The sequence below is a fragment of the Pseudonocardia sp. HH130630-07 genome, from assembly GCF_001698125.1.
Classification (GTDB): Bacteria; Actinomycetota; Actinomycetes; order Mycobacteriales; family Pseudonocardiaceae; genus Pseudonocardia.
Window position 1 is genome coordinate 4419477 of record NZ_CP013854.1, and the last position, 22081, is coordinate 4441557.

Annotated in this window: 20 protein-coding genes; 10 read left to right on the plus strand and 10 right to left on the minus strand. The window is 75.2% G+C overall.

Annotated elements, in window-relative coordinates; translation table 11 throughout:
- Positions 1-48: 48 nt before the first annotated feature.
- Positions 49-504, plus strand: coding sequence for a LapA family protein (locus AFB00_RS20970; protein ID WP_156819662.1), 456 nt, complete (start codon positions 49-51; stop codon positions 502-504).
- Between the two features lie 57 nt (positions 505-561).
- On the opposite strand, the gene AFB00_RS20975 is transcribed toward AFB00_RS20970, so the two are convergent.
- From AFB00_RS20975 to AFB00_RS20995, 5 genes are all read right to left on the minus strand, one after another.
- On the minus strand, positions 562-2271 hold the full coding sequence (locus tag AFB00_RS20975) for a DEAD/DEAH box helicase (RefSeq protein ID WP_442965821.1): 1710 nt from the start codon (positions 2269-2271) through the stop codon (positions 562-564).
- 241 nt (positions 2272-2512) lie between these two features.
- Positions 2513-3460 carry a serine protein kinase RIO gene (locus tag AFB00_RS20980; protein WP_068798615.1) on the minus strand — a complete coding sequence of 316 codons (948 nt, stop codon included), beginning with the start codon at positions 3458-3460 and terminating at the stop codon, positions 2513-2515.
- A 286-nt stretch (positions 3461-3746) separates the two neighbouring features.
- The gene (yaaA, locus tag AFB00_RS20985; RefSeq protein ID WP_068798616.1) at positions 3747-4496 is read right to left on the minus strand and encodes a peroxide stress protein YaaA; all 750 of its coding nucleotides are present in this window, start codon (positions 4494-4496) and stop codon (positions 3747-3749) included.
- Between the two features lie 50 nt (positions 4497-4546).
- Positions 4547-5311, minus strand: a complete 765-nt coding sequence (locus tag AFB00_RS20990; RefSeq protein WP_068798617.1) for a DUF899 domain-containing protein — start codon at positions 5309-5311, stop codon at positions 4547-4549.
- Between the two features lie 43 nt (positions 5312-5354).
- Complete coding sequence (locus AFB00_RS20995; protein WP_083275968.1) at positions 5355-6458, minus strand: IS630 family transposase; 1104 nt, start codon at positions 6456-6458, stop codon at positions 5355-5357.
- Between the two features lie 146 nt (positions 6459-6604).
- Between AFB00_RS20995 and AFB00_RS21000 the strand changes: the two genes are divergently transcribed.
- The 8 genes from AFB00_RS21000 to AFB00_RS21035 all read left to right on the plus strand — a co-directional run bounded on the left by AFB00_RS21000 (position 6605) and on the right by AFB00_RS21035 (position 16432).
- Complete coding sequence (locus AFB00_RS21000; protein ID WP_197519610.1) at positions 6605-7084, plus strand: winged helix-turn-helix transcriptional regulator; 480 nt, start codon at positions 6605-6607, stop codon at positions 7082-7084.
- A 286-nt stretch (positions 7085-7370) separates the two neighbouring features.
- Complete coding sequence (locus AFB00_RS21005) at positions 7371-8681, plus strand: bifunctional o-acetylhomoserine/o-acetylserine sulfhydrylase (RefSeq protein WP_068798619.1); 1311 nt, start codon at positions 7371-7373, stop codon at positions 8679-8681.
- A 25-nt stretch (positions 8682-8706) separates the two neighbouring features.
- Entirely contained in the window at positions 8707-9849 is a 1143-nt protein-coding gene (gene metX, locus AFB00_RS21010; protein ID WP_068800517.1) for a homoserine O-acetyltransferase MetX, read from the plus strand.
- 43 nt (positions 9850-9892) lie between these two features.
- Positions 9893-13054 (plus strand): hypothetical protein, encoded by a 3162-nt coding sequence (locus AFB00_RS21015; RefSeq protein WP_068798620.1) that lies wholly within the window; start codon positions 9893-9895, stop codon positions 13052-13054.
- A complete protein-coding gene (locus tag AFB00_RS21020) occupies positions 13051-14040 on the plus strand; it encodes a hypothetical protein (protein ID WP_156819663.1) in 990 nt (329 codons plus the stop codon). The genes AFB00_RS21015 and AFB00_RS21020 overlap by 4 nt, the downstream gene beginning before the upstream one ends.
- Positions 14041-14130: 90 nt before the next feature.
- The gene (locus AFB00_RS21025) at positions 14131-15438 is read left to right on the plus strand and encodes a hypothetical protein (protein WP_068798622.1); all 1308 of its coding nucleotides are present in this window, start codon (positions 14131-14133) and stop codon (positions 15436-15438) included.
- Positions 15439-15470: 32 nt separating this feature from the next.
- A complete protein-coding gene (locus AFB00_RS21030) occupies positions 15471-16172 on the plus strand; it encodes an RNA polymerase sigma factor (protein WP_068798623.1) in 702 nt (233 codons plus the stop codon).
- Positions 16169-16432, plus strand: coding sequence for a hypothetical protein (locus AFB00_RS21035; RefSeq protein ID WP_068798624.1), 264 nt, complete (start codon positions 16169-16171; stop codon positions 16430-16432). The genes AFB00_RS21030 and AFB00_RS21035 overlap by 4 nt, the downstream gene beginning before the upstream one ends.
- Before the next feature lie 13 nt (positions 16433-16445).
- Here AFB00_RS21035 and AFB00_RS21040 read toward each other — a convergent pair whose 3' ends face one another.
- The 3 genes from AFB00_RS21040 to AFB00_RS21050 form a co-directional block, all read right to left on the minus strand.
- Positions 16446-16919: a MarR family winged helix-turn-helix transcriptional regulator gene (locus tag AFB00_RS21040; RefSeq protein WP_068798625.1), complete on the minus strand. Its 474-nt coding sequence runs from the start codon at positions 16917-16919 to the stop codon at positions 16446-16448.
- 106 nt (positions 16920-17025) lie between these two features.
- Complete coding sequence (locus AFB00_RS21045; RefSeq protein WP_068798626.1) at positions 17026-18198, minus strand: MFS transporter; 1173 nt, start codon at positions 18196-18198, stop codon at positions 17026-17028.
- 161 nt (positions 18199-18359) lie between these two features.
- Complete coding sequence (locus AFB00_RS21050) at positions 18360-18779, minus strand: PPOX class F420-dependent oxidoreductase (RefSeq protein WP_068798627.1); 420 nt, start codon at positions 18777-18779, stop codon at positions 18360-18362.
- A gap of 121 nt (positions 18780-18900) precedes the next feature.
- Between AFB00_RS21050 and AFB00_RS21055 the strand changes: the two genes are divergently transcribed.
- Entirely contained in the window at positions 18901-20646 is a 1746-nt protein-coding gene (locus AFB00_RS21055; RefSeq protein WP_068798628.1) for a proline--tRNA ligase, read from the plus strand.
- Between the two features lie 131 nt (positions 20647-20777).
- On the opposite strand, the gene AFB00_RS21060 is transcribed toward AFB00_RS21055, so the two are convergent.
- Both AFB00_RS21060 and AFB00_RS21065 read right to left on the minus strand, forming a co-directional pair.
- On the minus strand, positions 20778-21539 hold the full coding sequence (locus tag AFB00_RS21060; RefSeq protein ID WP_156819664.1) for a hypothetical protein: 762 nt from the start codon (positions 21537-21539) through the stop codon (positions 20778-20780).
- A 114-nt stretch (positions 21540-21653) separates the two neighbouring features.
- The gene (locus AFB00_RS21065; RefSeq protein WP_068798630.1) at positions 21654-22064 is read right to left on the minus strand and encodes a secondary thiamine-phosphate synthase enzyme YjbQ; all 411 of its coding nucleotides are present in this window, start codon (positions 22062-22064) and stop codon (positions 21654-21656) included.
- Between the last annotated feature and the right edge of the window lie 17 nt (positions 22065-22081).

The following is a 22081-nucleotide window of genomic DNA, read 5'->3' on the forward strand; positions in this document are numbered from 1 at the left end:
GACGGTGACGCCACCATGCGCACCGACACGGGAGGGTAGAGCCGGGCGATGAGCGACGATCGACGGGCCGGGGAGTCGCCGGCGTGGGGCCGGGTCGGGCCGGAGGACCCCACGGCGGATCCGGTGACGCATCCGGCGATGCGGGTGCCGACGGGGGAGATCGAGCCGTCCGAGCAGCCGACCGTCGCCGTACCGGTCGGGGAGCCGGAACCGGGCGGCGAGGGCCCGGCGGAGGGTCCCACCCAGCCGGTCCGGCGGAAGGTCCCGCACACCCGGACCGGGGGTCTCTGGGCCGCCCTGGTCCTCTCCGCCGTCGTGCTGATCTTCCTGCTGGTGTTCATCGTGCAGAACACCGAGCCGGTGGTGATCAACTTCCTGTGGTTCAGCGGCAGCCTGCCGACCGGCGCCGCGCTGCTGTTCGCCGCCGTGGCGGGGATCCTGCTGGTCGCGATCCCCGGCACCGGGCGCATCCTGCAGCTGCGGCGGCAGGCCCGCCGGGACTGACCCCGGCCGCACCGGGTCCGCCCCGGTGGCGGTGCCACCGGAGCCGGACGCCGGACGTCAGCGGCGGCGCCGCCCCCGGCCGGCCCCGCCGGCCCCACCGCCCCGCGGGCCGCCCCGGGAACCACCGCGGGCGGGCTGCGCGGGCTTCGCCACGACGATCGGCTCACCCGAGGGTTCCCGGGCCCCGGTCACCCGCACCAGGTCCGGGTGGCCGGGCGCGATCGTCGCGACCGCCGGGGTGACCCCGGCCTGCTTGGTCAGCTGGTTCACCTCGGCGCGCTGCTCGGGCATCGCGAGGGTGACGACGACGCCCTCCTCCCCGGCCCGGGCGGTCCGCCCGGCCCGGTGCAGGTAGGCCTTCGGGTCGGCGGGCGGGTCGACGTGCACGACCAGCCCGACGTCGTCGATGTGGATGCCGCGGGCCGCGACGTCGGTGGCGACCAGGACCGGCACCGCGCCGGAGCGGAAGTCGTCGAGCGCGCGGTTGCGCTGGTTCTGCGAGCGCCCGCCGTGCAGCGGGCCCGCGGCGACGCCCTCACGGCGCAGCACCCGCACCATCCGGTCCGCGCCGTGCTTGGTGCGCACGAACAGGATCGTCCGGCCCTCGCGCGCGGCGATCTCGGCGATCACCCGGGACCGCTCGTCGCGGTCGACGACGAGCACGTGGTGCTCCATGGTGTCGACGCTCGCCGTCGGCGGCGCCACCGACCGGGTCACGGGGTCGGTCAGGTAGCGCCGGACGAGCGCGTCGACCTCCCCGTCCAGGGTCGCGGAGAACAGCAGCCGCTGCCCGTCGGACGGGGTGCGGTCGAGGATCGTGCGGACCTGCGGCAGGAAGCCCATGTCGGCCATCCGGTCGGCCTCGTCGATCGCGGTGACCGCGACCTCGGACAGGTCGCAGGTGCGCTGCTGCAGGTGGTCGCCGAGCCGGCCCGGGGTGGCGACGAGCAGGTCGATGCCCCGGCGCAGCTCGGCGACCTGCCGGTTGATCGAGAGCCCGCCGACGACCGCGGTGACCCGCAGCCCGACGGCGGCGGCCAGCGGGGTCAGCACGTCGACGACCTGGGCGGCGAGCTCACGGGTCGGGACGAGGACGAGGCCGAGCGGGGCCGTCGGGCGGGCCCGGTCGCCGGCGAGCCGGGCCAGCAGGCCGAGCCCGAACGCGAGGGTCTTGCCGGACCCGGTCTGGCCCCGGCCGAGCAGGTCGCGGCCGGCGAGGGTCTCGGGCAGCGTCGCCGCCTGGACCGGGAACGGGGTGTCGAAGCCCTGCTCGGCCAGCGCGGCGACCAGGCGGTCGGGCAGTCCGAGCTCGGCGAACGAGGGCATGCCGGTCGCCGGGGGCGTCCACACCGGGACCGCCTCGGTGGCGGCGGGGCGCCGCTCCGCGGGGCGGGTGTCGCCCGGCGCGGCGCCGCGCTTCTGGCCGCGGCGGGACCGCGACCCGGCTCCGGTCCCCCCGGAGCGCGGTCCGGCGTCGCGGGAGTCGCGCCCCGCGGTGTCCCGGGGCTCGCCGGAACCGGGCCGGCGGGACCGGCCGCGCCGGGATCCACCGCCGGCGCCGTCGTGGGCGGCGCGGTCGCGGGGGCCGCTACCGCCCCGACCACCGGTGCCGGTGCGGTCGGGACGGGGCTCGCGGTCGGCGTCCCGGCCGCGGGTGCCGCCGTCGCCGGACGGTGCGGCGGTCCCGGCGGGGCGGGTGGCGCGCCGGCGGGGCCGCCGGTCGGCGGTGCTCGGCTCGGACGGCGGACGGAACTGGGGCCTGGTCACAGGGCTCCTCGCAGGACGTGGCACGTCCTGCGGAGACCTCGTGGGGAACGGGACTCGGCCGACGGGCCCGGGCGCGGCTCGGCGTCGTCGCGGCCGCGCTCCGTGATGGGAAGGTCCGCGCCCGGCCGTTCGCGGCCCGGCGCTCGTCGGACGACGGTACGCCCCCCGGCCCGGCGGGCGCGCAGCGGACCGGTCGGCGCCGGCCGCCGGGTACGCCGTGCGGCGTACCCGGCGGGGCCGCTCAGCGCAGCCGGGCCCGTTCGCCCAGCTCGCGCCGCAGCCGTTCCGGCTCGTCCGGATCGAGGCCACGGGCGGTGAACCACTCGCCGATCCGGGTCACGTCCCGGTCGAGGTACCCGGGTCCCTGCGGGTTCCCGATGACGTCGACGACCTGGGGGAGGTCGATCAGGACCGGCCGGCCGTCGTGCACCAGCACGTTGTAGGCGGACAGGTCGCCGTGCGCGTACCCGAGATCGGCGAGCGTCCCGAGTGCCCCGCCCAGCACGGTCCACAGTGTCCAGAGCTGGTCGGGGTCCGGCCGGGTCGCGGCCAGCCGGGGTGCCGCGGTGCCACCGGCCGACCCGACGAACTCCATGAGCACCTCGGTCCCGGACACCGAGACGGGATAGGGGACCGGTGCTCCGGCCTCGTGGAGCCGGGTCAGGGCGCCGAACTCCGCGTCGGCCCAGCGCGTGGCGATGAGGTCGCGGCCCACCGCCGTCCGCCGGGCCATGGCGCGGTTCTCCCGGGACCGGCGGTCCCGCCGCCCCTCCAGGTAGCCGGCGTCGCGGTGGAACAGCCGGTGGGCCGGGTCGCGGTAGCGCTTGGCGGCGAGCAGGACCCCGTCCTCGCCGGGCAGTGCCCGCTCGACGAGATGGACGTCGGCCTCCTTGCCGGTCTTGAGGACCCCGCGTTCGCGGTCGACGGCACCGGCGTCGGTGACCAGCCAGGACGGCCACGGGCGGGGGCCGCGGCACCCGGCCGTGATCGACGGCCAGGTGCTCCAGCGGTCGCCGTCCGGTGGGGCATCGGGATCGTGCCCGGCGCGCTCGTCCAGGTCGGACACCGGGGACGTGCGGGCGGTCGGGCCGGACCGCTCGTCCTCGTCGTCGAAGCGGCGGCGACGGCGGGGGACGGGTTCGGTGTGGTGGGAGGACGTGTTGCGGGAGGACGTGTTGCGGGAGGACACAGTGGGCTCCGGAGGGCAGCGGGTGGCCGCGCGGCTCCGGGCCGGTGCGCTACCGGGTGCCGGACCTGCCGCGGGGCGGGAACGGGGGATCGGGGTGCGCGACGCGCACCCGGACACGGGCGACGGCCATCGGTACCCACCCCCTCGCCCCTCGAGCGCGGCCACGGCCGCGCACCGGTCCCTCCGGCTGCCGACACCGTGCCCGGCCCCGTCCCGCGGCGCCACCGGTTTTCCGCGACCCGCCGGACACCCCGCCCCTCGGCCGGGCTCCCGGACCGGGGCCGGGTCAGGCCGGGACGACCAGGTCCAGGTGGTCGCCGGTCCGCTCGACGGTGTGCCCGGCGCGCCGCGCGATCCGCGCGATCGCCCCGGCGTCGCCCGGCTCGGCCCGGGAGGTCGCGAGCAGCCGGGCCAGGCCGCCCTTGTGCGCCTTGTTGTGGTGGCTCACCACCGAGCGGTGACCGTCGGCGCGCTCGGCGAGCACGTTCACCGTCACCGCGCCGGGCGCGGCACCCAGGCCGGCGTACCCGCCGGAGCGGAGGTCGACGACGAGCTCGCCGGTGGCGATCCGGGCCAGCAGCGGGTCCAGCGCCGGTCGCCAGCGGGCCGCGAGCGTGCCGGCGCCGGGCAGCCGCGACCCGGCCGACAGCCGGTACGCGGGGATCGGGTCGTCCGCCCCCAGCAGCCCGAACAACGCCGAGCAGACGGCGAGCCGGGACCGTGCCCGCCCGCGCGTCGCCCGGGTGAACGAACCGGCGTCGAGCGCGTCGTAGAGGACGCCGGTGTAGCGGTCCAGCGCCGGCATCGTCGGGGCCGTCGGCAGGGCGGCGTTGCGGTCGATCTCGGCGGCCTGGCCGGCGGACAGGCCGAGTGCCGCGCGGGCCGCGGGCGGGTCGGCGGCCAGCGCGACGACCTCGGGTACCAGCGCGGAGCGGACCGGGCCCAGCTCGGCGTCGTGGGAGAGGCCGGCGAGATCGAGCGGCGCGCCGTCCCCGCCGGCGCGCTTGGTCTCCGAGGGCGGCAGCAGAACGAGCACGGCGGGCGAGCCTAGTACCCGTGCCGGGAGGCCCCGCCGCAGCGCGGACCTCAGCCGGTCCGGAGGATCTCGCCGCTGAGCACCGCGTCGTCGCTGCGGTACAGGACGGTGGCGCGCCCGGCCGGTTCCTCCCACTCCTCCTGGCGGCCGAGCGGCGTGAGATCGAGGAGCTGGTAGGCGGGCATCATGACCTCCACGCCGCGGCCGTAGGTGGAGTAGGTGTGGAACACGGCGTCGCCGTCGCGGAGGAAGCAGCTGATGCCGGACTGCTCGCTCGGCTCGGTGGTCATCCACTCCATGCCGGTCGCGGCCAGCTCCCCGGGATCACGGAAGTTGTACCGGACCGGGCCCCTGGCGGGGTCGAGCGTCACCGAGAAGTCGTGGTTGAAGTCGCTGTCGTGCGAGGAGTACCAGGGGAAGTCCCATCCCCGCTCGCCGTGCAGGGACTGCAGCCGCTCCAGCGGTGCCCGGGAGACGGCGGCGAACGCCGTCCCGCGCGAGGCCAGCTGCCGCAGCACCCCCGGGTGCGCGGCGCCGTCGGCCATGGCGGTGCAGCTCCCGCACCCCCGGTCCCAATCGGGGTCGAACATGAAGTGCTGGACGACGAGCTGGCGGTGCGGTCCGAACAGGTCGGCGAGGCCGGCCTCCCCGCCGGCCCCGGCGAACCGGTAGTCCTTCTCCACCCGCACCATCGGCAGCCGTCGCCGCTGCTCGCCGAGCCGGTCACTGCGGCGGGTCAGGTCCTTCTCCTCCTCCAGCAGCGCTCGGCGCGCGGTGATCCAGGTGTCGTGATCGACGATCTCGGGCAGTGCCATGGCCGGTCTCCGATCGGTTCGCTTGCGTGATGCTAGTGCCTCGTCAGGCAATGTTGGGTAGGTAATCCGGCCTGCGGATCTTGGACTCGGGCGCGAAGTGTTTCTTGGGTCGGGCGTGGCGGTTGGCCCAGCGGATGTAGCCGGCGATCGCGGCTTCCTGGGCGGTGTGGGAGGGGTAGTCGCTGCCGTCGAGGGTGAAGTAGCGCAGCGCGGTGAACTCCGACTCGATCCAGTTCAGCCAGGACGCGTTCGTGGGGGTGAGCACCAGCTCGACGTCGTGGTCGTGGCACCAGTGCGCGACATCGGTGCGCAGGTGCGGGGAGAAGTTGTCGCAGACCACGTGCAGACCGCCGGTGGGGAAACGGCGGCGCAGCTGGCGGAGGAAGTCGAGGAACTCGCGGCCGCGTTTGCGGTCACGGAGCCGGTAGAACAGCTGCCCGGAGGCCAGGTCCAGACCGGCGAACATGTGCCGGACCCCGCTGTGACGGCTATAGGTGGCCCGTAGCCGGGCCGGGCGCCGGATCGGGAACCAGCCCCGACCGGGGCGGGGCAGCAGGTTCAGCGGCCCGAACTCATCGACACAGATCACCCGCGCACCCGGTTCGAGGCGACCGTCGGCGGCGCGGTCGTAGAGGTCGAGGATCCGGTTCATCTTCTCCACGAACCGCGGGTCCCGGCTGGCCTTCCAGGTCTTCGTGGCCTGCCAGCGGACCCCGGCGTCACGCAGGACCTGGCGGACGGTCTCGACGCTGATCACGACCCGGTGTGCGGCGGCGAGGTGTTCGACCAGCTTGGCCAGGCTCCAGGTGGTGAACGGCAACCCGACCTGCTGGGGCGGGGTGCGAGCGACCCGGCAGATCAGCTCACGGACGTGGGGACCGAACCTACGGGGTCGGCCCCCGCTCCATTTTGGGTCCAAAGCGGCGAAGCCCTGCTGGTTGAACGCGTGGATCACCTCCCGCGCGTACTGCGGCTTCGCCGCGAACATCATCGCGGCCTCGGTCGCGGTCCGGCCCTGCACCGAGGCCAGCACGATCCCCGCCCGCCGCAACCGGACCCGGTCCCGCGCCGTGCGCGTGATCCTGACCAATCGCTGGGCCTCGTCCGGGGTCAGTCCCCGGACGAACACCTCCGGCTGTCGCGCCACGGCCATCACCTCCGGCGCACAGCCTCCTGCGCCAGACCGGGACGGATCAAGCCGACACGATTACGTCCCCAACGTTCCCGGACGCGGCACTAGTAACGTAGGGGTCTCGCTAGCATCACGCAAGTGCCACGGGTACCGTCGGTCCCGTGCTGGGACGGATGTACGAGAGGGAGAACTGCTCGGCCGCACGGGCGCTGGAGATCGTTGGCGAGCGGTGGAGCGTGCTCATCATCCGCAACGCCGTCTTCGCCGGGATGACGCGTTTCTCCGAGTTCGAGCGTCGTCTGGGCATCGCGCCGAACATCCTGGCCAAGCGCCTGGCGGACTTCGTGCACAACGACCTGATGGAGGTCGTCGAGACCGGCGAGTCCGGGCGGGTCTACCGGTTGACGCCCAAGGGGCGCGAGCTGGGCGGGATCGTGATGGCGCTGAGCGCGTGGGGCGACCGCTGGGCCGCTCCGGACGGCGCCCCGGTCGTCTACCGGCACGAGGGCTGCGGCGGGACGGTGACCACGACGACGGAGTGCACCGGCTGCTCGGAGCGGCCGTCCGTGGCGGAGGTCCGGGCGGCACCCGGGCCCGGTGCGACCCCGGAGCAGCGTGCCGTCATGACCGCCCGCGGCTGAGCGTGCCGGACCCGGCCGGGGCGTTGTGCGGCACCGGCGGTGCGGGCTAGGTTCGTGGGGTGACCTGCCTGGTGGAGCGCCTCCACGTCGACTGCATGCGGATCACGAGCGCGGCCTGTCGCTCCTGCAGCTGACCCGTGCCCGTCCGGGCCCCCGCCCGTGCGCGGCTGCCCGTTTCCCTCCCGCCGGAACCTCCCCGTGCCCCCCGGGTCCCCGGGGCGTCCAGCAGACGTCCCGGCCCACCCGGGCGGGGCAGGCACGGCCGATCCCGTTCAGGAGAACCCTCATGACCGAGCCCGACCCGACCGTGAACTGGTCCTTCGAGACCAAGCAGGTGCACGCCGGGGCCGCTCCGGACCCGACCACCGGGGCCCGCGCGACGCCGATCTACCAGACGACGTCCTACGCCTTCCGCGACACCGAGCACGCCGCCAACCTGTTCGGGCTGGCGGAGTTCGGCAACATCTACACCCGGATCATGAACCCCACCCAGGACGTCCTGGAGCAGCGGGTCGCGGCGCTCGAGGGCGGTGCCGCGGCGCTGGCCGTCGCGTCCGGGCAGGCGGCCCAGCACCTGGCCGTGCAGAACATCGCGCAGGCCGGGGACCACATCGTCTCCAGCGCCTCGCTCTACGGCGGCACCTACAACCAGTTCCACTACACGTTCCCGAAGCTCGGGATCGAGGTCACCTTCGTCGACGACCCGGACGACCTGGAGGCGTGGCGTGCGGCGATCCGGCCGAACACCAAGCTGCTCTACGGCGAGACGCTGGGCAACCCGCGCGGCAACGTGCTCGACATCGCCGGTGTCGCGGAGGTGGCACACGCCGCCGGCGTCCCGCTGATCGTCGACAACACGGTCCCGACGCCCTACCTGGTGCGCCCGATCGAACACGGCGCCGACATCGTCGTGCACTCGCTGACGAAGTTCCTCGGCGGTCACGGCACCTCGGTCGGCGGCATCATCGTCGACTCCGGGCGGTTCGACTGGGTGGGCAACGCCGAGCGGTTCCCGGGCCTGACCACACCGGACCCGAGCTACCACGGCGCCGTCTACACCGACGCGGTCGGCCCGATCGCCTACATCATCAAGGCCCGGGTGCAGCTGCTGCGCGACCTCGGCCCGGCGATCTCCCCGCAGAACGCGTTCCTGATCATCCAGGGCATCGAGACGCTGTCGCTGCGGATCGAGCGGCACAACCAGAACGCCCAGGCGCTGGCCGAGTGGCTGCAGCAGCGCGACGAGGTCGAGACGGTGCACTACGCGGGGCTGCCGTCCTCGCCGTGGCACGCGGCCCAGCAGCGCTACCTGCCGAAGGGCGGCGGCGCGATCGTCGCGTTCGAGCTGCGTGGCGGCGTCGAGGCGGGGAGGACGTTCGTCGACGCGCTGGAGCTGCACAGCCACCTTGCCAACATCGGCGACGTCCGGAGCCTGGTGATCCACCCGGCGTCGACCACGCACAGCCAGCTGAGCGCCGACGAGCAGCTGGCGAGCGGGGTCACCCCGGGGCTGATCCGGCTGTCGGTGGGTCTGGAGGGCATCGAGGACATCAAGGCCGACCTGGACGCGGGGTTCCGCGCCGCGAAGGACGCGTGAGCGCGGCACCATCGCTCCCGTGATCGTGAACGAGACCGGCGTCGTCCCCCCTCCCGCCAGTGGTGGCTGGCGGGAGGGGGACGACCCCGGCCGTCGCCGGTTCCTGGACCTCCCCGCGCCGCTGAAGCTGGAGGCGGGCGGGGAGCTGCCCGGTGTCCGGCTGTCCTACGAGACGTGGGGCGAGCTCGCGCCGGACGGGTCGAACGCCGTCCTCGTGCTGCACGCGCTGACCGGGGACACGCATCTGCAGGGCCCGGCCGGGCCCGGGCACCCGACGGCGGGCTGGTGGCCGGGGCTGATCGAGCCGGGCGGGCCGCTGGACCCGGCGCGCTGGTTCGTGGTCGCGCCGAACGCGGTCGGCGGCTGCCAGGGCAGCACCGGCCCGGCCTCACCCGCGCCGGACGGCCGGACGTGGGGGAGCCGGTTCCCGCTGGTCACGGTGCGCGACATGGTGGCGGCCGAGCAGCATCTGGCCGACGCACTCGGCATCGACGCGTTCGCCTGCGTGATCGGTGGCTCGATGGGGTCGATGCGGTCGCTGGAGTGGGCCGCGACCGAGCCCGACCGGGTCCGGCGGCTGTTGCTGCTCGCCGGGCCGGCCGCGTCGTCGGCGGACCAGATCGGGTGGGCGCGACCGCAGATCGAGGCGATCCGCACCGACCCGTTCTGGCACGGCGGCGACTACCACGAGCGGCCCGAGGGTCCGTGGCGCGGCCTGGGCGTCGCCCGGCGGATCGCGCACCTGAGCTACCGGTCCGGCTACGAGCTGGCCACCCGGTTCGGGCGTTCCCCGCAGGACGGTGCGGACCCGCTGGACGGCGGCCGGTACGCCGTCGAGTCCTATCTGGACCATCATGCGGACAAGCTGGTGCACCGCTTCGACGCGGCCTCCTACGTGCGGCTGACCCAGGCGATGAACCATCACGACGTGGGCCGCGGCCGGGGCGGGACGGCGGCCGGGCTGGCCCGGGTGCGGGCCCTGACCCGGGTCGCCGGGGTCACCTCGGACCGGCTCTACCCGCTCGCGGAGCAGGAGCAGCTGGCCGACGGGATCGCGGGGTCGGGGCCGCTGCACGTCATCGAGTCGCCGTACGGGCACGACGGGTTCCTGATCGAGACGGCCGTCGTCGCCCGGCTGCTGGGGGAGCTGCTGGCCGAACCGGTCTGAGCACGGCCCCAACCGATGGGGCCGTGACGGGGTCGTAGCCGGCATGCTGCCCGCCACGACGCGTGTCCGCCGGGACGCCGCGCGCTTCCTCGCGTTCCTGCTCGTCCTGTTCACCGTGCTCGGGTGCTGGACGTGGGTGTCCGGCGATCCCGCGCGGCCGCAGGCACGGGCGGCGGCCGATGCCGTCGGCAGCATGGCCGGTCTGCGGTACCGCGCCGTGGCGGTGGACCCCACGGGGCTGACGACCACGGCGGACGTCGAGATCACCGCGGACGGCACCGCGCGCGGCGTGCTGGTGCGGGAGTTCGGGGCCCGGGCCGAGTTCACGGTCGCCGACGGCACGTCCCGCTTCCGCGGCAACCGGGAGTGGTGGCTCTCGGAGAACCCGGAGGCCGCCGACGCGCTGGCGGACGAGCTGCTGCGCGACCCCGCACCGTCCGAGACGGGGATGCCGCCGGTCGCCGGGCTAACCCCGGCCGATCTGGCGCGCCGGATAGTCGGCGCGACCTCGTGGAACGACGGGGCCCCGGGGGCGCCCGGCACCGGCGGCGTCACGGCGGACACCACGGTGGTCGACGGGCGCTCCGGCCGGTTGCTCCGCACGTCCGACGGCGGGTTCGCCGTGCTGGACGGGACCGAGGTCCTCGCACTGGGGACCGGAGCGCCGGCTCCGGGAGCGGCCGGTGGCGGGCCCGCCGACCCGGGCGGGCCGGGTGCCGGTGCGGCCGAACCCGGGGTGCCCGGCGCCGGAGCCGCGGATCCTGGTGCGCCCGGTACCGGACCGACCGCGTCCGACTCCGATAGGGCCGGGTCGGGCGGATCCGGGTCGGGCACAGCGACCGGCGCAGGCGACGCGGCCGATCCGGATCCCTCCTGGGTGGATGGCTGGAGGGAGACCTATAAAGCCATCGCGCCGCTGACCGTCGAGGAGACCGAGGCCATGCAGGACCTGGCGACCGACCTGCGCCGTCCGGGCGCACCGACGGCCGACTTCCGCAGGCTGGTCACGCAGGCCGCGATCACTCCGCAGCGGCAACGGGAGGTCACGGAACTGCTGGATGCTTTGCTGTCGTTGATCGAGATCGACCCGCGCCGTAACGATGACGACCCGCGGAAGAAGCGGGGCAGGTTCGACTTCTCCACCCCGCAGAAGCGGCAGGCCCGGGCGGGGGTGATGCTCCAGCAGATCCTCGACGCGAAGATGTTCCCCGCGTTCTCCATCCTTGCTCTGAGCGGCCGGTTCACGACACCGGAGACGCTGAACCGGCTCGCCGACGATTTGCGTGAGGCCGGCAATCGGGCCCCGATCGAGACCGCGGCCCGGCGCATCCTTGAGGGGCACCTCGTAACCCTCGAAACCCCGGCGAACGGGAGCGACATCGATCTGCAGGATCTGACCGTCGAGGAGAATCAGCAGCACAAGGGGCTTACCACCGCGAGCGACAAGTCCCTGCGGGCCACCCTCAAGACGCTGATCAGACAGACCCGGGTGACACTCGATCCTGACACCGGTCCCCGCAACGTCTGGGTCATCCGGATCGCCGGTGGCCCGCACGTGTTCACCGATCCGGCCGATTTCTTCGAGCACCTGAACGGGCCCGGGATCGGGCTGTACGACCTGCTGAACACGCCCGACCCCGAGCTCGGCGGTCGTCGGCCTGCCGACTTCCTGGACCTGATCGTGATCGAGACCTTCGCCGGGATGAGTCCCGGCGACACGATGATCACCAGCGCTGCGCGCACTCCCGATCAGTTGCGTCCCGGCGGCCAGGATCCACCCGCGGATCCTGCGGCACCGGCCCCGCCGGAGCCGTCCACGGGACCGTCGGGTCCGGCCGGTTCCGCCCTGCCCGAGCCTTCGGCGGACGCCTCCGATTCCGCCGGCGCCGCGGCGCCCGAGGTCCGCGCATCCGCCGCAGCACCGGGCGACACCGGATCGGACAGTGCGGCGCCGGACGGCACCGCACCCGGCGGAGCTACGGCGCCGTCGACCGACCCGGTCCGCCGGGCCGCCGCCCCGTTCGACGTCCCGGGCAGCGGCCGGGTCGCCCGCGGCCCGCTGTCCGGGGCACCGGACCCGCGGGCCACGGCGCCGGGCGGGATCGACCTCGGCAGCGTGACGCTGCGCTACCTGTCCGACGGCACGGCGGGGACCGGGACCCGGTACGCGTTCAGCGCCCGGCCCGGCGCCGCGCCCGCCACGGGCACCGCGGACACGGCCCTGCGGGCGTCGGACGCCTTCTTCGTCTGGCTCGCGCTCCCGCGGTCGTCGTTCTGGGTCAACCTCAACCCCGACCAGCCGGACACCATCACCGATCCGCAGCTGGGGACCACCGACGTCGGACGGACGATGCTGGAGTCCGACCTGCGGCTCAAGCAGGCGCTGGCCCGGCTCACCGACCCCCGCACGCCCGGTGGCGCGGCCTTCTGGCGTGCCCCGGGGGCGCTGGACCTCGTCCGCTACTGCAACACCGTCCGGGTGTGGATCGTGCCCGGCGAGGCCCGGGTCCGGGACGCCGGCGACGCCGTCGAGGTGCTGGACGCACCGCTGCGCGTCCAGCTGGAACGGTCCACCGTCACGGCGCCGGGCCCGTGCGAACCGGCACCGCCGGAGGTGACCGACCGCCAGGAGTCGGCGTTGCGCGCCCGCCTGCTGCCCGCGCTGCAGCGCCAGGTCGACGACGATCCCGCGTTCGCCGAGCTCCGGCAGATCCACTCGGCCCGGGTGGTCGCCGAGTGGTACCGGGCCCGCAGCGCGACCCGGCCGACCGAGTTCGCATCCGTGGTCGACAGCGGCGACGCGGCGCGCTGGGCGTCGGCCGAGCCGTGGTCGCCGCGCGAGATCTTCGAGCGCTACCGGACGTCCTTCCGGGAGGGCGAGTACCCGCCCGCCGAGATCGGGCTCGAGGGTGGGCGCTGGCTGGTGAGCTGGGGCGGGATCGACCTGAGCGCGGTGCCGGTGCGCACCGACGACCGGCCGGACCCGGTGGTACCGGTCGCGGCGGTGGACCGGCCGGTGAACGCACCGGACGGGACGGTCTGGCTCGGGTCGGTCACCGAGGACCCACCGCCACCGCGGGCACCGGCCGGGGCCGGACCGCCGCCCTGGACCTGGGCGCTGCCGGTGGCGGCGGGGATCCTGGTCCTGGTCACGACCGGATGGCGGCGCCGGCACCGCCGGTCGGCCGGGAGGGGACGCGCATGAGGCCGGAACGGAACACCTGGGGTGTGGCCGGCTCCGCCGTCGTCGGCTGGCGGGCGGTGCTCCCGGCTGGCGCCGACGGCGGCCGGGCGATGACGCGGACCGTGCTGGCGGTCGGGGAGGCGTCGGGCGTCTACCGGGTCCGGTCGGTGCCCGCGATCGGTTTCGACCGGGACGCCCACGGCCCGCTCGCCGGGTTCCTCGACGCCCACCCGCACCTCGACGGCGGCGCCGCGCTGTTCGACCACCGCCATCACGTCTCGGTCCGGCTGGCGTGGACCGCCGCGGGCGGAACGGTCGTCGAGGACGACGTGCCGGACCTGCGGGCCGCCGGCGGCCCGATGGTCCCGGTGCTGGAGGTCGACGGCATCGCCCGGCCGGACGGGAGCGCCGAGCTCACCGTGGTGTCCCGGTCCGACATCTGGCTGCCCTGGGCGGTTCCCGATCCGGTCCGCGACATCGACGACTACGACGACCCGGCGGACAACACGGCGCTGGCGGCCCGCAACGCCCCGCGACTGGCGGGGCTGCTCGCCCGGCTGCGGGCGGTCGTCGCGCGCTGCCGCGGCCGCTGGGAACTCGACCCCGAGCAGACCCTGCGGGGTGTCCGGTTCCAGGTCGACGACGCCGGGGTGCGGCTCGACGCGCCCCGGCCGCGGGTGGTGGCCGAGGAGGGCTGGGTCGACGGCGACCGTCCCGACGCGGTGTTCCGGGTACTGCGGACGGCGGCGGCCCGGCACCGGCTGCACGTGCACGACCCCCGGCACGAGGTCGTGGTCCGGCTCCTGGTCACCACACCGGGGCACGAGCTGCAGACCGGCGACCCCGACCGCGTGCTGCGCCTCCTGCGGCGGCCGCGCGATCCCGGGAACGCCCTCACCACGGCCGATCTCGCGGGGGTCGACCGGATCGAGATCGACAACGAGACCGGGCGTGTGTCCGTCCGTGCCGACCGGATCCACGTCCCGGGCACTGGTCCGTCCGGGTGAATCGCGGGCACGGCCCCCACCGATCGCCGGTGCCGCGGGTCGGTCGGGGCAGGCGGGGTGCTCCCGCGGCCCACGAAAGGACTCGCGACCATGACCTCCTCGAACACTCCCGAGCCGAACGAGCAGCGTGCGTGGTGGACGATCACCCCGGCCGGTCCGTCGGTCCCGGACGACACCGCGAAGGCCGCCCCCGCCGGGACGGACGTCGCGCGCCCGGGCGCGGCCGGGACCGAGCTGGCGCACCCGGCCGGGACCACGATGACCGCCGCCGAGCGGGCCGACCTCGCCCGGCTGATGGCCACCGCGCGGGCGGTGGGCCCGTGGATCGGCCCCGTCCCGTACGACGCGGGCGGGGCGGGCCACGGGACCCCGCCGGTGCCGCCGGAGCAGGGAGGGTCGCGGCCGTCCGGGAACCGCCGGCGCCCGGTGGTCGTCGCGGGCGCGATCGCCCTGGCGCTGGTCGTGGCCGGTGGGGTGGCCTGGTCCGCTCTCGGCGGCCGTCCCGATCCGGGCGACGCCGTCGCCGCCGCGACCGACGACCTGAGCACCTGGGAGTCGGTCACCTACCGGGGCCGGATCACCCAGATCAGCGCCGGTGACCTCGACGTCGACATCACGGTGAACCGGGACGGCGACGCGGCGGGCACCCTGGCCCTGCCCGAGGGCGGCCGGGCGGAGTACGCCCGGATCGACGGGATCGAGATGCTCCGGGCCGACGACGCCTGGTTCGCCGACGAGATCGACCTCGTCGACCGGGCCGGCCGGCTCGCGAACCGGTGGGTGAAGAACCCGATGGGCGAGGTCTACGCGCTGGACACCGTGCTCAAGCCCCCCGGTGACCTCGCCGGTGACCTGGGTGGCCACCTGCCGGAGCTGCCCTCCGGGGTCGGCTGGTCGCCGTGGTCCGACGGCGGGACCTCCGACGTCGACGGCACCCCCGCACGCCGGATCACCGGCATCGGCGACGAGCTGTTCGTGACCGACGGTGCCGACCCGCGCCTGCTCGGCTACCGGCCGACGTTCGTGACGACCGGGCCGTCGATGCTGCAGGTCGCCCCGGGGACGCCGGAGGCGCTCGACGCCGTCGGCGCCGCCCGCGGTGCCCGGGACACCGCCGTCGACTACCAGCAGCGGCTCAGCGCGGCGCCCGAGGTGACCGTCGAGTGGGCCACCCCGCCGCCCGGGACCTGCCCGGAGAGCTGCTCGGCGACGGTGCGGGTCACCAACGCCGAGACGTTCCCGGCGACGGGGTCGGTGACGGCGATGACGAACGGGCGGATCGCGGACGTCGAGTCGTTCGACCTGGCTCCCGGCGCGTCCGCGACGCTGACGTTCACCGGCTACCGGCCGTGGGACGGCCCGGCGACCCGGTGGACGACCGAGACCCGCGCATACTGATCCCGCCCGGTCCGTGATCCGAGGAGACCCCCATGTGCCCGGCCACCGAACCCGCGAGCGACGTCACCGACCCCTCGGCCACCGACGAGCTGGGCCGGGCCCTGCTCGCGGGCCTGCACGACCTCGCCCGGCTGGGCCGGGGCACGGTGCTCGGCGCGACCGCGGCGGTGCTGCGCGGCGGCCGCACCCGGCGGGTGTCCCGGCACCGGGGCCCCGAGCTGGCCGGGCTGCTCGACCGGCTCTACCGCGAGCAGCACGAGGGCCTGGTCGGGTACGCCCTGCGCCGGATCGGGGACCGGGCCCGCGCCGAGGACGTCGTGCAGCGGGCCTACGAGAAGGTCTGGCGGCGCAGCCCGGACCCCGCCGACCTGGACAACCCGGCGGCGTACCTGGTCACCGCGACCCGCAACGAGATCAACCGCGAGCTGAAGCGGTTCGTCACCGAGCGCGCGCACACCGCCGACCCGGCCGGTGCCGGCGACGGGCCCGGGTCCGAGCCGGCCGCGGAGCTCCCCGCGGGCGGCCGGGACGTCGCCGGTGGGGTCGTGGACCGGATGGCGCTGGCCGAGGCGCTCGCCTCGCTCGCGCCGCGGGAGCGGGAGGCGGTCGTGCTGCGGCTGCAGTGGCAGCTGTCGGTGAAGGAGACCGCCGAGGTGATGGGGGTCAGCGAGGGCGCGGTGAAGGGCTACACCCACCACGGGCTGGCGGCGCTGCGCGCCCGGTGGTCGGGATGAGTGCGGACCTGGCGCGGGCGCTGCGGGAGCTGGGCAGGGAATTCTCCGGGGAGAGCGCCCCGCAACCGGGCACCGTCACCCCGCCGGTCCGGTCGGAGCTGCTGGCCGGGGCGGCGCTGCTGACCGGGCGCGGTGACCTGGCGCAGGACGCCGTGCACGTCGCGCTGGCCCGCACCGGGCCCGGGGACCGCCGCGAGCACGTGCGGCTCTGCGCCGCGGTCCTGCGTGCGGTCCGGGAGCAGCAGGCGCACCCGGGCTGACCGGGCCGGATCCTCAGGCCCGGACCGGCCCGCCGGTCGTGACCGCGGGCTCGGACGCCGAGATCGCCGCGACCAGGTGCGCCATCTCGGGGTTCTCCGCGGCGGCCGCCAGCTCCTCGTGCAGCACCCGGTTGTGCGTGGGCCGGGCCTCGGTGAGCACCGCGAACCCGGCGTCGGTGACCTCGGAGTAGATGCCGCGCCGGTCGGTCGCACACAGGTACCGGGTCAGCAGCCCGCGGTCCTCGAGCCGGGTGACGAGCCGGGTGGTGGCACTCTGGCTCATGGCCATGGTGGTGCCGAGCTGGGTCATCCGCAGGTGGTGCTGCTCCTGCCGGGACAGCATCTCCAGCACGCCGTACTCGCTGACCGAGAGCCCGTGCCCGGTCTGCAGGGCCCGTTCGAGCCGGGACTCGATCCGCGCGTGCAGGACGGCGAGCAGCCGCCAGCCGTGGACCTGGCCCTCGACCTCGTCGTCGGCGAGCGACATGACCCCTCCTCCGTCGGTCCCGCCGAGGCTACCCGTCGTCGCCGACTACCGGCGCCGGCAAGCAGCCCGGCGGGCCCGCGGAGTCAGCGCGGAGGTCAGCGCGGAGTCAGCCGACGGCGACCGGACCGGTCGCCGTGGCGGCACGGCGGGCACCGGCGGTGGCCGCCAGCAGGACGGCCAGCCCGGCGGCGGTGACGGCGGCGCCCGCCCAGAGCGGTGCGGTGTAGCCGAGGCCGGCCCCGATGGTCAGCCCGCCCAGCCAGGCACCGAGGGTGTTGCCGAGGTTGAAGGCGGCGATGTTGGCGCCGGAGGCCATCGTCGGGTCGTCCCCGGCGTGCCGCATGATGCGCAGCTGCAGGCCCGGGACGGTGGCGAAGCCGACGCCGCCCATGAGCAGCAGCAGCACGATCGTCACCGGCTTGCTGCCGGCCCCCAGCGCGAACGCGACGAGCACGACGGTGAGCACCGCGAGCAGGACGACCAGGGTGGGCGTCAGTGCCCGGTCCGCGGCCCGGCCCCCCAGCAGGTTGCCGGCGAACAGACCGGCGCCGAACAGCACCAGCAGCCACGGCACGGTGCCGGAGGCGAAGCCGGTGACCTCGGTGAGGGTGTAGGCGATGTAGGTGAAGCCGCCGAACATCCCGCCGAAGCCGAGCACCGTCACCGCCGCCGAGATCCACACCTGCGGACGCCGGAACACCGCGAACACCGAGCCGGGGCGCGCGGGACCGGCCGCGATCGACGGCACGAGCAGCCGGATCGCGACCAGCGCGACGACACCGATCGCGGTGATCGCCCAGAACGTCGAGCGCCAGCCGAACTGCTGGCCCAGGAACGTCCCGAACGGCACCCCCAGCACGTTCGCGAGGGTCAGCCCGGCGAACATCGTCGCGATGGCGCCGGCGCGCCGGTCCGGGGCGACCAGGTCGGCCGCGACGACGGCGCCGATCCCGAAGAACGCTCCGTGGCACAGCGCGGCGACGACCCGGCCGGCGAGCAGTGCGCCGTAGTCCGGGGCCAGCGCCGACATGAGGTTGCCGAGGACGAACAGCACCATCAGCGTCAGCAGCACGGTGCGCCGGTTCCAGCGGGTGAGCGGGGCGGTGAGCGCGATCCCGCCGATCGCGACGCTCAGCGCGTAGCCCGAGATGAGGTAGCCGGCGACCGGCTCGCTCACGGCGAGATCCGCCGCCACCTCCGGCAGCAGCCCCATGATCACGAACTCGGTGAGCCCGATCCCGAAGCCGCCCAGTGCGAGTGCGACCAGTCCGAGTGGCACGCCCGTCTCCCTTGTCGTCAGTCGGTGCAGGATGCAGGCGTGTACATATAGCCCGCATCCGCAAATAGTTGCGCACGCGGGTTACCGATGCAAGCGGCAACGACGGGGGGTGGACGACGTCACGCGCCCGCCGGACCGGGCGGGCGCGTGACGGCCGGAGGTCAGACGCGCTCGCCGTAGACCCGCTGCACCCGCATGACCATCAGGACCCGCCGGTCGCGGACCATGACCTCGCGGTACTCGTCCCAGTCCGGGTGTTCCCCGGCGGCGGCCCGGTACCAGTCGACCAGCGCCCGGACCGCGGGACCGTCCGGCGAGTCGTCCGGGCCGATGAGCTCGACCGGGCCCTCCGCGGTGGCCCAGGCCCGCCCGTCGGCGCTCTCGACCGACAGCGCCGCGCGTGGGTCGCGACGCAGGTTCGCGGTCTTCGCCCGCCCGTCGGTCATCGACACGCCGATCGTGCCGGCCTCGCGGTCGTAGTGCGGCGTGACCGGCGAGAGCTGCGGCATCCCGCTGCGCTTGATCGTGGCGAGGACGCCCTGCTTCGCGTCGCGGAGCAGTTCGTGCTGTTCGTCTCCCATGTCCGCACAACGTCGATGACGCGGGTCACTGTTCCCGTGCGCCGCCCGGCGGGCACCGTGCCGAGCGCCGCCGTCCGAACCGGGATGAAGCGCCGCGGGGGACCTCGCTACCCTTCTGCGGGTGTTGACCCGGATGTCGTCGCTGTTCCTGCGCACCCTGCGTGAGGACCCGGCCGACGCGGAGGTGCCCAGCCACAAGCTGCTGGTCCGCGCCGGCTATGTCCGTCGCGTCGCCCCGGGCGTCTATTCCTGGCTGCCGCTCGGTCTCACGGTGCTCCGCCGCATCGAGAACGTGGTGCGCGAGGAGATGAACGCCATGGGCGGCCAGGAGATCCTGTTCCCGGCGCTGCTGCCGCGCGAGCCGTACGAGGCGACGAACCGCTGGACCGAGTACGGCCCGGCGCTGTTCCGGCTCAAGGACCGCAAGGGTGCGGACTACCTGCTGGGGCCCACGCACGAAGAGCTGTTCGCGCTCACCGTGAAGGGCGAGTACGCGTCCTACAAGGACTATCCCGTCGTGCTCTACCAGGTCCAGACCAAGTACCGCGACGAGGAGCGGCCCCGGGCCGGCATCCTGCGCGGCCGCGAGTTCCTGATGAAGGACTCCTACTCGTTCGACCTCGCCGACGACGGGCTCGCCGAGTCCTACCGGCGCCACCGCGAGACCTACATCAGGATCTTCGACCGGCTCGGCCTGCGGTACGTGATCGTGGCCGCGACGTCCGGCGCGATGGGCGGCTCCGCGTCCGAGGAGTTCCTCGCCGAGTCCGGCACCGGTGAGGACACCTTCGTGCGCGGGCCCGGCGGGTACGCCGCGAACGTCGAGGCCGTCGTCACGCCCGCGCCGCCGGAGATCCCGCTCGACGGGCTGCCCGCCGCGCAGGTGCACCACACCCCGGACACCCCCACCATCGAGACGCTCGTCGACTACCTGAACGCGCACACCGAGCGCACGTTCGCCGCGGCGGACACCCTGAAGAACGTGCTGGTCAAGACCCGGCAGCCGGGGGCAACGGACTGGGAGCTGCTCGGTGTCGGCGTGCCCGGCGACCGCGAGGTCGACATGAAGCGGCTGGAGGCCTCGCTCGAACCGGCGCAGGTCGAGCTGCTGGAGGAGTCCGACTTCGCTCGCAACGCGTTCCTGGTCAAGGGCTACATCGGCCCGGGGGCGCTGGCCGCGAACGGGATCCGCTACCTGGTCGACCCGCGGATCGTCACCGGGACGGCCTGGGTGACCGGCGCGGACAAGGCCGACCACCACGTCGTCGATCTCGTCGCGGGCCGTGACTTCACCCCGGACGGCACGATCGAGGCCGCGGAGGTCCGGGCCGGCGATCCCGCGCCGGAGGGCGGCGGGGTGATCGAGGCCGCCCGCGGCATCGAGATCGGCCACATCTTCCAGCTCGGCCGCAAGTACACCGACGCGCTCTCGCTCGACGCGCTGGGCCCGGACTCCAAGCCGATCCGGATCACCATGGGCTCCTACGGCATCGGCGTCTCGCGCCTGGTCGCGGCGATCGCCGAGCAGGCGCACGACGAGCGCGGCCTGGTGTGGCCGCGCTCGGTGGCGCCGTACGACGTGCACGTCGTCGTGGCGGGCAAGTCCGCCGAGCTGCTCGACGGGGGCGAGGTGCTGGCCGCGGAGCTGCAGGCGCAGGGCCTGTCGGTACTGCTCGACGACCGCAAGGCCAGCCCCGGCGTGAAGTTCGCCGACGCCGAGCTGGTCGGGGTGCCGACGATCGTGGTCGTCGGGCGCGGGCTGGCCGACGGCACGATCGAGCTGAAGGACCGGGCGACCGGCGAGCGCTCGGACATCCCGCGCGAGGGCGCCGCCGCCCACGTCGCCGGCATCGTCCGGGGGGCCTGAGCCGCACCCATCCCCGCTCACCGGACCGGTCGGCGCTCACACGATCACGTGAGCGCCGGCCGGTCCGGCGAGCAGGTATGCGGCGGAATCGGGGCGACCCGGAGCCGGGGTGACGGGGTGGGCCCCGGGGGTCAGCGCGGCGGGACCGCGGAGGACGCCAGGTCGGTGAGATCGTCGGCGGAGAGCACGTCCCCCGGGCCCCCGGCGGTGTCGCCCGCGGTCACCAGCATCGCGACGCCGGTCGAGCCGTCCTGGGCCCGGGTCCGCGGCACTGCCAGGACACCGATCGACCCGTCCGTGGCCCGGCACCCCGGCTGCCCGGCGGCGGTGCCGTCGGTGCGGACGGTCGCCTCGACCCAGGTCCCGGCCTCCGCGCCGGCGGCGCCCGGCCGCGGGGCCGGCGGCCCGACCGCCACCTGCGGTGCGGCTCCCGCGTAGGCGGACTCCCCGGTCCCGCGGGCGAAGGCCTGCGCGGCCTGCTCGACGGAGGTCCCGGCCGGGACGGCGACGAGCCCGGCCGCGGCGACCCCGCGCGGTGCCGCCCCCGCGGGGCACTGCCCGGCGGCGAACGGCGGCATCTCGGCGAGCCGGGTGAACGGGACGCCGAACACGTCCAGCGGCGGGGCGTCCGCGGTCGCGGCGACCCAGCCCGAGGGCGGGGTGACGGCGAACGCGTCCGACGCCGCCGGTGCGGCGGGTGCGGCGGCGGGCGGCGCGTCGGTGCCGGCCGGACCGTGCAGCGCGGCGACGACGCCCGCCACCAGCAGCGCGGCGACCGCGGCGACGAGCACCGGACGCAGCCGGTTCCCCCCGCTCGCAGGAACGGGTTCGCCCGGGTGGGCCTCGGGCGGCGCACCCGGACGGCGGGGGAACAACGTCCGGCCGGAGGTCACCGGGGGAGCCTACGGTGGCCTCCCGCCGCCCCGGCGGTCCCGGACGGCGGGCGGCCGCACCACGGCGCCCGGCGGTCCACCGGACGCCCGCCCGGCCCGGCGGGCGGAGCGGGCTCAGCCCGGCAGGAAGGTGAACCGCACCGAGCGGGTCGGGTTGTCCACATTGGTGTCGACCAGGCACACCGACTGCCACGTCCCGAGGCCGGGACGGCCGTCGAGCACCGGGACCGTCGTCACGGGCGGGAGGAACGCGGGCAGCACGTGGTCCCGGCCGTGCCCGGCGCTCCCGTGCCGGTGCCGCCACCGGTCGTCGGCCGGGAGCAGCTCGCGGAGCCGGGCGAGCAGGTCGGAGTCGCTGCCCGCACCCGTCTCGATGATCGCGATGCCGGCCGTCGCGTGCGGGACGAAGACGTTGAGCAGCCCGTCACCGGCACCGGCGTCGGACAGGAAACGCTCGATCCGGTCGGTCAGGTCGACCACGGTCTCCTCGGAGCCGGTGCGGATCTCGATCAGCTCGCTGCGCACGTCTGCGGACTCTAGGC

Bases quoted from the DNA above. Each gene is read 5' to 3' on its own strand.
- AFB00_RS21025 (WP_068798622.1), top strand. From the start codon at position 14,131: ATGACCTCCTCGAACACTCCCGAGCCGAACGAGCAGCGTGCGTGGTGG.
- AFB00_RS21050 (WP_068798627.1), bottom strand. From the start codon at position 18,779: ATGGGAGACGAACAGCACGAACTGCTCCGCGACGCGAAGCAGGGCGTC.
- AFB00_RS21035 (WP_068798624.1), top strand. From the start codon at position 16,169: ATGAGTGCGGACCTGGCGCGGGCGCTGCGGGAGCTGGGCAGGGAATTC.
- AFB00_RS20990 (WP_068798617.1), bottom strand. From the start codon at position 5,311: ATGGCACTGCCCGAGATCGTCGATCACGACACCTGGATCACCGCGCGC.
- AFB00_RS21015 (WP_068798620.1), top strand. From the start codon at position 9,893: ATGCTGCCCGCCACGACGCGTGTCCGCCGGGACGCCGCGCGCTTCCTC.
- AFB00_RS21040 (WP_068798625.1), bottom strand. From the start codon at position 16,919: ATGTCGCTCGCCGACGACGAGGTCGAGGGCCAGGTCCACGGCTGGCGG.
- AFB00_RS20970 (WP_156819662.1), top strand. From the start codon at position 49: ATGAGCGACGATCGACGGGCCGGGGAGTCGCCGGCGTGGGGCCGGGTC.
- AFB00_RS21020 (WP_156819663.1), top strand. From the start codon at position 13,051: ATGAGGCCGGAACGGAACACCTGGGGTGTGGCCGGCTCCGCCGTCGTC.
- AFB00_RS21030 (WP_068798623.1), top strand. From the start codon at position 15,471: ATGTGCCCGGCCACCGAACCCGCGAGCGACGTCACCGACCCCTCGGCC.
- AFB00_RS21005 (WP_068798619.1), top strand. From the start codon at position 7,371: ATGACCGAGCCCGACCCGACCGTGAACTGGTCCTTCGAGACCAAGCAG.